This is a genomic window from Enterococcus hirae ATCC 9790, from assembly GCF_000271405.2.
Classification (GTDB): domain Bacteria; phylum Bacillota; class Bacilli; order Lactobacillales; family Enterococcaceae; genus Enterococcus_B; species Enterococcus_B hirae.
This window is the reverse complement of the sequence record NC_018081.1, coordinates 1109391-1122500: the sequence shown is the minus strand read 5'-3', so window position 1 is coordinate 1122500 and position 13110 is coordinate 1109391. Positions and strand designations below refer to the sequence as shown.

Annotated in this window: 10 protein-coding genes and 1 rRNA gene (1 of these 11 cut by a window edge); all 11 read right to left on the bottom strand. The window is 40.1% G+C overall.

Features of this window, described 5'->3' with window-relative positions; all coding sequences use genetic code 11:
- A 16S ribosomal RNA gene (locus EHR_RS05360) occupies positions 1-1359 on the bottom strand (it extends 201 nt beyond the left edge of the window).
- An 883-nt stretch (positions 1360-2242) separates the two neighbouring features.
- On the bottom strand, positions 2243-3739 hold the full coding sequence (gene lysS, locus EHR_RS05355) for a lysine--tRNA ligase (RefSeq protein ID WP_010737294.1): 1497 nt from the start codon (positions 3737-3739) through the stop codon (positions 2243-2245).
- A 118-nt stretch (positions 3740-3857) separates the two neighbouring features.
- Entirely contained in the window at positions 3858-4853 is a 996-nt protein-coding gene (dusB, locus tag EHR_RS05350; RefSeq protein ID WP_010720574.1) for a tRNA dihydrouridine synthase DusB, read from the bottom strand.
- Positions 4854-5741, bottom strand: a complete 888-nt coding sequence (hslO, locus tag EHR_RS05345) for an Hsp33 family molecular chaperone HslO (protein WP_010737293.1) — start codon at positions 5739-5741, stop codon at positions 4854-4856.
- A 175-nt stretch (positions 5742-5916) separates the two neighbouring features.
- Positions 5917-8028, bottom strand: coding sequence for an ATP-dependent zinc metalloprotease FtsH (ftsH, locus tag EHR_RS05340; protein WP_010720576.1), 2112 nt, complete (start codon positions 8026-8028; stop codon positions 5917-5919).
- A gap of 90 nt (positions 8029-8118) precedes the next feature.
- Positions 8119-8664 (bottom strand): hypoxanthine phosphoribosyltransferase, encoded by a 546-nt coding sequence (gene hpt / locus EHR_RS05335; protein WP_010737292.1) that lies wholly within the window; start codon positions 8662-8664, stop codon positions 8119-8121.
- Positions 8664-10106, bottom strand: coding sequence for a tRNA lysidine(34) synthetase TilS (gene tilS, locus EHR_RS05330; RefSeq protein WP_010737291.1), 1443 nt, complete (start codon positions 10104-10106; stop codon positions 8664-8666). Before tilS ends, hpt begins: the two co-directional genes overlap by 1 nt.
- Positions 10107-10216: 110 nt before the next feature.
- Positions 10217-10699 carry a S1 domain-containing RNA-binding protein gene (locus tag EHR_RS05325; protein WP_010720579.1) on the bottom strand — a complete coding sequence of 161 codons (483 nt, stop codon included), beginning with the start codon at positions 10697-10699 and terminating at the stop codon, positions 10217-10219.
- Between the two features lie 44 nt (positions 10700-10743).
- Entirely contained in the window at positions 10744-11157 is a 414-nt protein-coding gene (locus EHR_RS05320) for an FtsB family cell division protein (protein ID WP_010737290.1), read from the bottom strand.
- A 62-nt stretch (positions 11158-11219) separates the two neighbouring features.
- Complete coding sequence (locus tag EHR_RS05315; protein WP_010720581.1) at positions 11220-11495, bottom strand: RNA-binding S4 domain-containing protein; 276 nt, start codon at positions 11493-11495, stop codon at positions 11220-11222.
- A complete protein-coding gene (locus EHR_RS05310; protein WP_010737289.1) occupies positions 11495-13105 on the bottom strand; it encodes a putative polysaccharide biosynthesis protein in 1611 nt (536 codons plus the stop codon). Before EHR_RS05310 ends, EHR_RS05315 begins: the two co-directional genes overlap by 1 nt.
- Positions 13106-13110: the final 5 nt, after the last annotated feature.

Genomic DNA, 13110 nt, shown 5'->3' with positions numbered 1-13110 from the left:
ATTCCGGCTTCATGTAGGCGAGTTGCAGCCTACAATCCGAACTGAGAGAAGCTTTAAGAGATTAGCTTAGCCTCGCGACTTTGCGACTCGTTGTACTTCCCATTGTAGCACGTGTGTAGCCCAGGTCATAAGGGGCATGATGATTTGACGTCATCCCCACCTTCCTCCGGTTTGTCACCGGCAGTCTTGCTAGAGTGCCCAACTAAATGATGGCAACTAACAATAAGGGTTGCGCTCGTTGCGGGACTTAACCCAACATCTCACGACACGAGCTGACGACAACCATGCACCACCTGTCACTTTGCCCCCGAAGGGGAAGCTCTATCTCTAGAGTGGTCAAAGGATGTCAAGACCTGGTAAGGTTCTTCGCGTTGCTTCGAATTAAACCACATGCTCCACCGCTTGTGCGGGCCCCCGTCAATTCCTTTGAGTTTCAACCTTGCGGTCGTACTCCCCAGGCGGAGTGCTTAATGCGTTAGCTGCAGCACTGAAGGGCGGAAACCCTCCAACACTTAGCACTCATCGTTTACGGCGTGGACTACCAGGGTATCTAATCCTGTTTGCTCCCCACGCTTTCGAGCCTCAGCGTCAGTTACAGACCAGAGAGCCGCCTTCGCCACTGGTGTTCCTCCATATATCTACGCATTTCACCGCTACACATGGAATTCCACTCTCCTCTTCTGCACTCAAGTCTCCCAGTTTCCAATGACCCTCCCCGGTTGAGCCGGGGGCTTTCACATCAGACTTAAGAAACCGCCTGCGCTCGCTTTACGCCCAATAAATCCGGACAACGCTTGCCACCTACGTATTACCGCGGCTGCTGGCACGTAGTTAGCCGTGGCTTTCTGGTTAGATACCGTCAAGGGATGAACAGTTACTCTCATCCTTGTTCTTCTCTAACAACAGAGTTTTACGATCCGAAAACCTTCTTCACTCACGCGGCGTTGCTCGGTCAGACTTTCGTCCATTGCCGAAGATTCCCTACTGCTGCCTCCCGTAGGAGTTTGGGCCGTGTCTCAGTCCCAATGTGGCCGATCACCCTCTCAGGTCGGCTATGCATCGTCGCCTTGGTGAGCCGTTACCTCACCAACTAGCTAATGCACCGCGGGTCCATCCATCAGCGACACCCGAAAGCGCCTTTCAAATCGAAACCATGCGGTTTCGATTGTTATACGGTATTAGCACCTGTTTCCAAGTGTTATCCCCTTCTGATGGGCAGGTTACCCACGTGTTACTCACCCGTTCGCCACTCCTCTTTTTCCGGTGGAGCAAGCTCCGGTGGAAAAAGAAGCGTTCGACTTGCATGTATTAGGCACGCCGCCAGCGTTCGTCCTGAGCCAGGATCAAACTCTCATAAAAAGTTCGAACAATCTTGCGATTGTTAAGCTCAATTGTTTGCTAGCATATTGCTTGCTTGTTAAAAATGTTTGTTGTCTTGAATCAATCAAGACGCCCTACACATTTGGTTTGTCTTTGCTTTGTTCAGTTTTCAAAGGTCTACTTGATAAAAGCTAATCATTTGAGATTGCCGTAGCAACTTTTATATCATATCAGAGTGACATTTGTTTGTCAACTCTTTTTTAAAAGTTTTTTTAACTTCATTTTTCAGAAGTGTTTCAGCAACTCATTTATCATAACTCATCGTTTGTTATTTGTCAACAACTTTTTTGAAGTTTTTTTCGATAGAATCAAGCTTCGTAAGCTGTTGTTTTTTAACGACTCAGTTATCTTATCATGTGATCTCTCACACGTCAAGAACTTTTTGAAGTTATTTTTTATTTTTGTCAGAAGTTATTTAGTGATAACTTTTGAACAAATAATAATATACCAACTAAACCTTTAACGGTCAACGAATTTTTTGTATTTTTTCAAGTTTTTTTCATTGAACGATCATTTCTGTAATTTTAAAAATAATCATTCGTATTTTAATAGTTTTCCTGCGATATTACTCATCCCTTATTCTTTAATATTCGTTATAAATAAGAAGATAGTTTAATCAATCCACTCAAATACAAGCAAGCAATTCCTTTATCTATGCCTCCACATAATAAATTTTTCGATTATCCTCGCCTTGCATTTTTTTACCGTACCTCATTATTTCAAAAAAGAAACTGACAAAAAGTGGTGTAAGTTTTACGCTATCTACTAAAAATAGAGTGATCCTTTGACTTCTCTCTTTTACTAGATTATAAAAAAAGAAGCCAACAGTTCTTGGCTTCTTTTTTATTCATATTCACCATATCTAACGCATCGTTGGGAATAGTAAAACATCACGGATCGACTGTGCATCCGTCAATAACATAACTAAACGGTCAATTCCGATACCTAGACCGCCAGTTGGTGGCATACCATATTCTAAAGCTTCCAAGAAGTCTTCATCGACACCGTGTGCTTCATCGTTTCCTAGCTCACGTTCTTTTTCTTGGGCCTCAAAACGTTCTCTTTGATCAATTGGATCATTTAATTCGGTAAAGGCATTCGCAAATTCCCGACCAACGATAAACAATTCAAAACGATCGGTAAAGCGTGGATCTTCTGGATTCTTTTTCGCCAATGGAGATACTTCTACTGGATGTCCGTAAACAAAAGTTGGTTGTGTCAATGTTTCTTCCACAAAAGTTTCAAAGAACTCATTGATGACATGTCCTACACCCATTGCTTCGGTCACTTCTACGTGATGCTCTTCAGCAAGTGCTAATGCTTCTTCTAATGTCATTTCTTTCCAGAAATCGACACCTGTTTGCTCTTTGATCGCATCTACCATATGGATACGTTTAAAGTCACTTTCCAAATCAACTGCTTGGCCATCATAAGTGATTTCTGCTGTACCAAGAACTTTTTGGGCTGCATTACGAATGATTCCTTCAGTCAAGTTCATGACATCCTGGAAATCTGTATAAGCGGTGTAAGCTTCTAACATCGTAAATTCTGGATTATGAGTTGTATCGATCCCTTCATTACGGAAAACGCGACCGATTTCGTAAACTTTTTCCATTCCACCCACAATTAGGCGTTTTAAATGAAGTTCTAACGCAATACGTAAGTATAAATCAATATCTAGTGCGTTATGGTGTGTAATAAATGGACGAGCTGCAGCACCACCGGCTTCATTGTGTAAGACTGGTGTTTCTACTTCAATATAGCCATTACCATCTAAATAACGACGGATTTCGCTAATAATTTGGCTACGTTTCATGAAGCGATCAAAACTTTCACGGTTACTGATCAAATCAAGATAACGTTGACGATAACGTTGTTCGATATTAATCAATCCATGGTATTTATCTGGTAGCGGACGTAAAGCTTTTGATAAAATAGTGATTTCTGATGCCTTGATTGAAACTTCGCCAGTGTCAGTCTTCATGATTTCACCTGTTACGCCAAAGAAGTCTCCTAAATCAGCATGTTTGAATACATCATAGGCTTCATCACCTACTTGATCTTTACGTACATAAATTTGGATTTGGCCTTCACGATCTTGTAAGTGAGCAAATCCAGCTTTTCCTTTACCACGACGAGTGATCATTCGACCGGCTACACTTGCAGTTAGCCCCATCTCTGCTAATTCTTCTTTTGTTCTTGGATCAAACAATTCATGTAATTCTTCTGAATTGTGCGTACGTTCAAATCGTTTACCAAAAGGATCAATCCCATTTTCTCTTAATTGCTCCATTTTTTGACGGCGAACAAGCATTTGATCGTTTAAATCTTCTACTTGATGTTGTTGTTCCTGTGTCACAAAAGTTCCTCCATTCTCATGTTATTCTCTTTCCTATAATGCCAATGAAACACAAAAAAAGCAAGCCGAACTTAAAGTTCGACTTGAAAATTCACGAAAAACTTAGAAAATCACTGGATTATTTCACAGATACTTTTTCTGTTTTCTCTAAAAAGCGGTCAAGCAGTTCATTGATTTCTACTTGTTTTTCTGCTTGATTGATTGCAACTTTTACTTTTGCTGCTCGAGAGATTCCTTTTAAATAATAGGAAGCATGCGTCCGAAATTCTCGGCACGCAACAACCTCCCCTTTTAAATCGACTAAACGTTTCAAATGTAATTTAGCGGTCTCGATTTTTTCTCTTGGTGTTGGTTCAGGGATTAACTCGCCGGTTTCTAAGTAATGCTGGGTGCGATGGATCATCCAAGGATTGCCTAACGCTGCACGCCCGATCATCACACCATCCGCTCCTACGTATTCTAACATTCTTTTAGCATCTTCCGGAGTTTTGACATCTCCATTGCCCATAAATGGGATTTTGAGCTGACTTTTAACTTCTTTCAATACTTCCCAGTTTGCTTTACCTTCATACATTTGTACTCTCGTACGTCCGTGCATGGCGATTGCACTGGCACCAGCTGCTTCAGCCGCTAAAGCATTTTGCACAGCAAAGACATGTTGGTCATCCCAACCAATTCTCATTTTCACAGTAACTGGTACATCAACGGCAGAAGAGACAGCTTGCACCATCTCATAAACTTTATCTGGATCCAATAACCATTTAGCGCCTGCTTCTGCTTTGATGATTTTGTTCACTGGGCAACCCATATTGATATCAATGATGTCAGCCGCTGTATTTTCTTGAACGAATTGGGCAGCCTCGACCAAAGTATCTTTGTTTCCACCAAAAATTTGCAAGCTTAGTGGATGTTCTGTTTCTTCGATATGCAGCATCTCTAATGTTTTCTTGTTTCTAAAATGGATTCCTTGGTCACTGATCATCTCACAGACGACTAATCCAGCACCGAACTCTTTGACGGTCACACGAAAAGCTGAATTAGTGATTCCAGCCATCGGTGCGACAACTACTCGATTGGGAATTTCAACATGTCCGATTTTCCATGTATGTTCCACTTATTTTCCTCCCAGCGCTTCTGCTTTTAGCTCGGATAATTCTGCTTCACTGTATTCATACTTGTTGTTGCAGAATGAACAAACGGCTTCTGCTCCGTGATCTTCATCAATCATCGCTTGGATTTCTTCTGCCCCTAAAGCAATAATTGCTTCCCCAAATTTTTCTTTTGAGCAATCACATTTGAATTGTACCGGCATTTTCTCTAAAATATTCAACTCACTAGTTCCTAGTAAACCTTCAAGAATTTTTTCAGGTGTTAATCCTTCGTCTAATAAAGTAGAAATACGTGGTGTCGTTTTTAATTGTTCTTCGATTTTACTGATAGTTTCTTCATCTGCACCAGGCATGATTTGGATCATAAATCCACCAGCTGTTTTGATACTGTCATCCGTGTTAACTAAAACGCTCAATCCAACTGCTGAAGGAATCTGTTCTGAGATTGCAAGATAATAGGTAAAGTCTTCCGCAATTTCTCCAGAAACAATAGGTGTTTGTCCCGAAAATGGTTCTTTCAAACCGAGGTCTTTAGTAACACTGAACATCCCTTGCGTTCCCACAGCACCACGCACATCAATTTTTCCTGCTTCATTCAAAGGTAGGCTCAAATGAGGGTTTTGGATATAGCCTTTGACTTCTCCTTTACCATTTGCATCTACCACAATCCCATTAGCCGGACCATCCCCTTGAATCCGCACAGTTAACTTGTCTTCGCCTTTTAGCGTCGAACCTAGTAAAAGTCCGCCAACAAGCGTACGACCTAATGCAGCCGATGATGTATGCCAAGTGTCGTGTCGTTTTTGGGCTTCTGCAACAGTATTTGTTGCTTGAACTGCATAAGCACGTACATAGCCATCATAGGCCAGTGCCTTGATCAAATAATCTTCCATTTATTTATGTACCTCTTTTCCGATTTTTAAATTCATAGTGAATCATACTAGTTACGCTGATAATTTTCAACTTATGAATGTTATCTTTTCTTTTATTTGCCTATTCTATAATAAAAAATAAAACAACTACTAAAAAAGAGCCACGACTTTTGTCGTAGCTCTCATTTTTTAGCGATTATTTCGGTTGATCATCCGAATCATCTGTTGAAGAAGTTTGATGTTCTTCTTCATTTAATTCTTTTTTCTCTTCTTCAAATTCTTTCTTATCGTGCTCAAAATCTTGCTTTTCTTCCGCTTGTTTTTCTGCGTCTTTTTCTTCCAAAGCACGTTTTGCTTCTTCAAAAGTTTGCGCTTCTTTTTCACTAGGATAGTTAGCAGATTCTGAACCTTCAGGCATAACACCTTTTTCAAATAAAGATTTGATTGCTTTCGCATCGAGTGTTTCAAATTCTAACAGTTTTTCAGCGATCAATTTATGTTGTGCTCGATGTGCTTCGATGATCTCATGCGCTTTTTGATGAGCTTCCATCAAAATCTTACGCACTTCTTGGTCAATTTCAAAAGCCACTTGTTCAGAGTAAGCTTTCGTTTGACCATAGTCACGACCAACGAATACTTGATGATTTCCTTCATATTGAACTGGACCTAAACGATCACTCATTCCATATTCAGTTACCATGCTTCGTGCTAAAGCTGTTGCTTGTTCAAAGTCATTAGAAGCCCCAGTTGATTGAACGTTGAAGATGATTTCTTCTGCTGTTCGACCACCAAGCAAACCAACGATTTGTTCAAACATATCTTCTTTTGTCATCAAGAATTGATCTTCTTTTGGTAAGGCGATCATATAACCACCTGCACGTCCACGTGGAATAATGGTTACTTTATGAACCACACGTGCCCGACTCAAGACTAAACCAACGATCGTATGACCTGCTTCGTGATAAGCCACCATTTCTCGTTCTTTTTTGCTGATTACGCGATCTTTCTTAGCTGGACCTGCAATCACGCGATCTTCTGCTTCATCAATATCTGAAGCATCGATTTTCTTCTTGTTACGACGAGCCGCAACTAAAGCTGCTTCGTTTAAGACATTTTCTAAATCTGCACCAGCAAAACCTGGTGTTTGTTGTGCCACGACTTTCAAATCAACGTCATCTGCCATCGGTTTGTTTCGTGCGTGAACACGTAAGATTGCTTCACGGCCTTTCACATCTGGACGACCAACTAAAATTTGACGGTCAAAACGTCCTGGACGTAAAAGTGCAGGGTCAAGTACATCTGAACGGTTTGTTGCAGCAATGACGATGACACCTTCATTCCCATCAAATCCGTCCATTTCAACTAGCAATTGGTTCAGTGTTTGTTCACGTTCATCATGTCCACCGCCCATGCCTGCGCCACGTTGACGACCAACAGCATCAATTTCATCGATGAAGATGATTGCTGGAGCATTTTTCTTCGCTGTTTCAAATAAGTCACGAACACGACTTGCCCCAACACCCACAAACATTTCTACAAAGTCAGAACCTGAAATAGAGTAAAACGGTACACCCGCTTCTCCAGCTACAGCTTTTGCCAACAATGTTTTACCAGTTCCTGGAGGTCCTTCTAAAAGAACACCAGCTGGGATACGTGCGCCTAACTCAACAAAACGTCGCGGATCTCTTAAGAATTCAACAACTTCAACCAATTCTTGTTTCTCTTCTTCTGCACCAGCGACATCTGAGAAGCGTACACGGTTAGCTTTTTTGTCGGCTTCTTTGGCTTTTGATTTACCAAAGTTCATGACACGGCCACCGCCGCCTCCGCCACCACCTTGTTGCCCCATCATCATATAGAAGAAGAACACAAGGATGATAATTGGTAAGAAGCTTAGCAATAAGGATACCCATACGCCACTGCTTGATTCTTCTTTGACTGTTGTAGCTACGTTATGTTCTTTCGCTAAATCAGTCACTTGGCTAAGTGTGGTATCGTTTGGCAAAATAATCGTTGTAAAGTGTGTCGTTTTTGTATCTGTCGATCCTAAGATAGCAAGTCCACCACTGTTAGAGACGGTTTGCTGTTCTTTATACTCTCCAGAAATTTTATATACACCATTTGCAGGTTGCACTTCAAATTCTTTGATTTTACCTGCTTGTAATTGTTCTGTAAATTTTGTGTACTCGATATCTGACGATCGTTGGCCGTTATTACCAAAGATAAAATATACGACCATAACCATCGCTAAGATTACGAGGACATAATACAAGGCATTTTTCATCATGCCATTGTTTTTTTTGTTCATAGTTGCCCTCCCTATGCGTTATTTTAATTTAGCATTTTTTTTATCAATCCTGACCATTCTATTGTAACACAATTTATAGTAGATACAGCACTAATTTGATTGATAAACGCTAGGCTTCAATACACCGATGTATGGTAAATTACGGTAAGCTTCTGCATAATCTAATCCGTAACCCACTACAAATTCATTAGGAACATTGAATCCAACATAGTCTGCTTCAATATCAACTACTCTACCTTCTGGTTTATCAAGCAATGTGACAATTTTCACTGATTTTGCTTTACGGTATTTAAATAGATCAACCAAATAAGCGAGTGTTCTTCCACTATCGATGATATCTTCAACGATCAGTAAGTCACGACCTTCAACATTGGTATCTAAATCTTTGACGATTTTGACTTCTCCTGATGAAACCGTTGCATTTCCATAACTTGAAACATCCATAAAGTCTATTTCCAAGTGAGCATCAATCGAACGTATGATATCTGCCATGAATGGAACAGCGCCTTTTAGAACACCAACAACGAGTGGATTATTATGCTTATAAGTTTCTGCCAATTCTTTGCCTAGTTCTTCACAACGAACTTGTATTTCTTCTCTTGTAATCAAAACTTTTTCAATATCCTTTTCTAACATCAGGTTCTCCTTCCAATTGCTTCTTTGTGATATTTGTAAAGAAGTATGTAGTGTATTTTATCAGTTTCTACACCAATACTCAAATAGGAATAGGTAAATGGGACCAAACTATAAATATTTTCATTTTGATCCCTCACGACCCATGCCTCTTTTCTTTGTGAATCAGGTACTTTGTTATCAATCAAATATCTGGATATTTTCTTTTTTAGTTTGCTATTTAGCTGGATACGCTCTCCTGCTTGTCTCTTTCCTACAAACAGTTCTTGATGTGAAGATAGCCAAAGATCATGAGAAAACTCGTCCCAATCATCTGCTTTTCTAGCTTCTTCGGCTGCTTCAGGTGTAAACAAGCCGATCCAGCAGCTTTCATCTAACCTGATGCGTTGATTCAACTCTAACTTATGTGCCTCTGTTCGTTCTTGTATTGTTTTTGAGGGATCAGCTTTCTCTTGGATAAGATAGATTTTTTCATAGCTACGTTGCAGAACCCACCCTCGTTCAAGAGTAATTTTCCATTGGCCTTTTTTCTGTTGACACTGTTGTAAAATCAGTTGGATTTGTTTTTCTTTGATCACGATCGCTGTTTTTTCAAAAAAATGATCAAAGAATGCGTATAAGAAATAATAGTTTTCTTCTTCTGGCATCTCCGCTAATAGTTTCCAAGGAAAATGCACCCGTTCGTTTTCTTCTACGACATTTTCCATCAAGACTTTCTTCATGTGTGTTTGAATCAATCGATCTGCCCATTGGATCTGCTGCGAAAAACGTTGAAAATGAACCATTGCTTGTGGATTTTCTTGTTTTAGTTGAGGCAGAACCAAATGACGAAGGCGATTACGTTGAACATCCAACTCTTGATTCGTATGGTCTTCAAAATAAACCAGCTCTCGCTCTGAAGCATATTGATATAATTGCGCCTTACTAAATCCTAGTAACGGACGAATCAATCGGCCATTGGAGAAGGGTTGGGCTTCTTTGATCCCAGCATAGGTACTAAGTTGCCCCCCACGCAACAACTTCATTAAAACCGTTTCCATTTGGTCATCCCCATGATGTGCCGTCATTAGGCAGTCATAGCTGCCGCTTTGCATCTGCTTCGCAAACACTTGATAACGAAACTCTCGAGCCGCTGTTTCAATGCCCTTTTTTGTTGGCTTTTCCCAAACTTCCACTTGTAACGGGAGTTGATGTTGTTGACAATACTTCTTTAAATACGCAACTTCATGAACAGATTCTTCTCTTAATTGATGATTGATATGGGTCACTGCCAAAAAGAAACCCCATTTTTTTTGCGCTTCCATCATTAAATCCAGAAGGACCATAGAATCTACTCCCCCAGAAACCGCCAGTAGCGCTCTTGTTTGTTCATTCAAATAACCATTGATTTCACAATTTGTCAAAAAACGTTGTCTGATCTTCCTTGCGTCTTGTTCTTCTTCCATCGAATCACTTCCTTGTTCCTTCTCGGCTTCGATCAACCTACCATCAAAGATTCCAATGAAAAAAAGAGCGGACAAAAGTCTGCGACAATTGCCTGCTCTTAAGTTTTTGGTTAGCTGCGACGTCCGCCGCGTCCGCCACGTTTACCTTCTGTATTGCGCTTCAAGGAAGTCAATCGATCATCACTATCCTTTAAAAATGAACTCATTAATGAATCGAAGTCTTCTTTATGGTTATTAGAAGATTGACTGCGAGAAAAAGGTTTTTTCTGTGTTGAACGACCTCGATTATCGCGAGGATCTCTTTGTTGGTATTTTTTTGGACGCTTATCATCATCTGATTCTGTTGATTCCGCTGGTTTTGGTTGTGTTTGACGGATTGATAATCCAATTTTACCATCATCATTAACTGAGATAACTTTAACAGTTACTTCATCACTGACACTTAAAACATCATGAATATCTTTGATATAGCCATTTGAGACTTCACTGATATGAACTAGACCAGTTTTTCCAGCTCCTAAATCAATAAACGCGCCAAAATTTGTAATTCCTGATACTTTCCCTTGCAGTTTTGCTCCTACCTCGATTGACATAAAAAAAATGTTCCTCCTAATTATTAACCTATTTATAATACTGCTTATTTTGCAGTTGTTGAACTAGTTGTTTGGTCTGTGTCATCCGTATTTGATTCTAATACTGGATAAACCTGCTCGCCTTCTTTTGAATAAAAGTATTTGCTTCTCGCAAGTTTCGCCACATAGTCATCATCTTTCAATAATGAGACATCCTGTGTTAGCTGATCCACATCAGCATTGACTTGGCTTAATTCCGTATTTGCTTCAACTTTCAATTCGTTTAATTGATTCATTCTTTGCATATCACGAAAAATTTGAAAACCTAAAATTGCGAAAATGACCAAAGCACCTATAAAAATAACTGCTAATCGACGTCTACGAAAAATCAACTGGCGTTGTTGTTCTTGAAATTCGACATATTTTTTCTTTGCATACTCTGTATCTAAAGCAGCAATTTTGTTGCTTTTTTTTGTCACTTCTCTTCGCTCCAATCTTTTTTGATTGTCGTTTTCATTATACCAATATCATTGAGGGTTGTCTAATCTATTTCGTCAGTGTTTTGCTTGCGAATCTCCGAAATGATCTCATACATTTTTTGAGCATCTTCTTTTTTCGTTGACTCATGTAATTCATTGACTTTTACTTCCATTGTTTTGTTTCCAAATTGAATCTTCAATTGATCGCCTACCTTGACATCACTAGAAGATTTAGCCAATTTTCCGTTGATTTGAATTCTTCCTTTATCTGCCACTTCTTTTGCTACAGAGCGGCGTTTGATAATTCGAGAAATTTTAAGAAATTTATCTAATCGCATTAGGATTCCTCACTTTTATTTTTTATAAGTTTATTAAATCGTAAAATCTTTTTTCCAAACGGTAACATCAACCATTCTCTAACCGTAAATAATTTTGTCCAGATCACAGCATTCACAAAGACGAACGCTCCGATTCCTACACCTGCTAAACTGGCAAAGAACGCAGAAGACCGATGAGCAACCGGGCCAAAAATCATCGTCAGCCCGCCATAATAAATCAGTAAGGCTAAGATCATCCATCCCAAACATTGAAGCAATTTACTTCCAAAGCGGCGTTCTTTCCAGAACTGATTGATTTCACTAGTCTCCGTATGGACAAAATACCATAGAGTGACAGCCAATCCTAGCAAGGTCGACAAACTAGCTCCTACTGTCCCTAGATAACCAGTTAGAAACGGGGTTGCCAATGCTTTGGCTAACAGCCCCCAGCCTGCACCTTTCAAAGAGGGACGAAAAGAATTTTTACTTTGGGCAATACTTTGATAGGTTTGGATGATCGCTGTTAAAGCAATTGCAAAGACGAATAGCACCAACGCTGCATTCCCAGCGTAATCTTTAAATAGCGCATAGTTGATATACGGTAAAAGCATAGCTAGACCTACAGAAGCAGCTAATGCTAAAGTCGTTGTTAACCGTAAATAGATTTTGGCAGTCTTTAGAAATTGACTATGCACAGCCGTTATCAAGTATTTCGTCAATGCAGGTAAGAAAGTCGCACTTAATGCAGTTGCAATCACTAGTCCTAATTGAACTAACGGTTGCCCACGATCATAGACCCCTTTTGCAATTTTTGCACTTTGTTCAGATAGTCCATAAACTTGAAGCGCATTTTTTACAAAAAATGAGTCGATCAGCTGAAAGAAAATCAGCAGACCACTATAGATTGACACTAAGCCCCCTTCAACTAAAAAACGCCGGATCAATCGTTTGTCAGGTCGTTTCGTGACCGAAAAATGTCGAAAACTTAACGCCCCACCATGGATCTTTTGTTCATAATAGCGCAACACACCATAGGCACAAAGTCCCCCGATGACTGCACCACTCATAGCAGCAGTTCCTGTTTGGTAAACTGACCAGCCAAATAGTCGAAAAGCAAAGGCACTGAAAACGATGATCGCCACTCTCACAAATTGTTCAACGACTTGTGAAACAGCTGTCGGTTCCATCAAAAATCTGCCTTGGAAATTTCCTCGATAAAAAGATAGTCCTGGCATCAGTAAGAAAGTAAATGAAACGATTTGGATCAGCGGTCGTAATTGCTGATCCCCCATCATCCAAGCAATCCAACGGCTAAAGAGAAAAGTAAACAGCCACAGAACAATCCCTGTCCAAAAAACTAATGGATAAAGCCGTTGCAGTGCTTCTTTTCGCTGAATTGGATCTTTTCGTTCAGCGACATATTTTGAAATGAATTGCGGTAAACCAGACAACGCTAAAGTCATGGCAATCCCATAGATTGGGTATACTTGTTGGTATACATAAAATCCTTCATCACCAACTAAGTTTTGGAGCGGAATGCGGTACAGCGCACTTAGGACTTTTGCTATGAAAGAAGCAATCGTCAATATAAATGCGCCATGCATCACGCGACGCATCTCTTTATGGTCCAAAGTAT

Excerpts from the sequence above, each read along its gene's own strand:
- hpt (WP_010737292.1), bottom strand. The coding sequence starts at position 8,664 with ATGTTAGAAAAGGATATTGAAAAAGTTTTGATTACAAGAGAAGAAATA.
- ftsH (WP_010720576.1), bottom strand. The coding sequence starts at position 8,028 with ATGAACAAAAAAAACAATGGCATGATGAAAAATGCCTTGTATTATGTC.
- EHR_RS05315 (WP_010720581.1), bottom strand. The coding sequence starts at position 11,495 with ATGCGATTAGATAAATTTCTTAAAATTTCTCGAATTATCAAACGCCGC.
- tilS (WP_010737291.1), bottom strand. The coding sequence starts at position 10,106 with ATGGAAGAAGAACAAGACGCAAGGAAGATCAGACAACGTTTTTTGACA.
- hslO (WP_010737293.1), bottom strand. The coding sequence starts at position 5,741 with ATGGAAGATTATTTGATCAAGGCACTGGCCTATGATGGCTATGTACGT.
- EHR_RS05325 (WP_010720579.1), bottom strand. The coding sequence starts at position 10,699 with ATGTCAATCGAGGTAGGAGCAAAACTGCAAGGGAAAGTATCAGGAATT.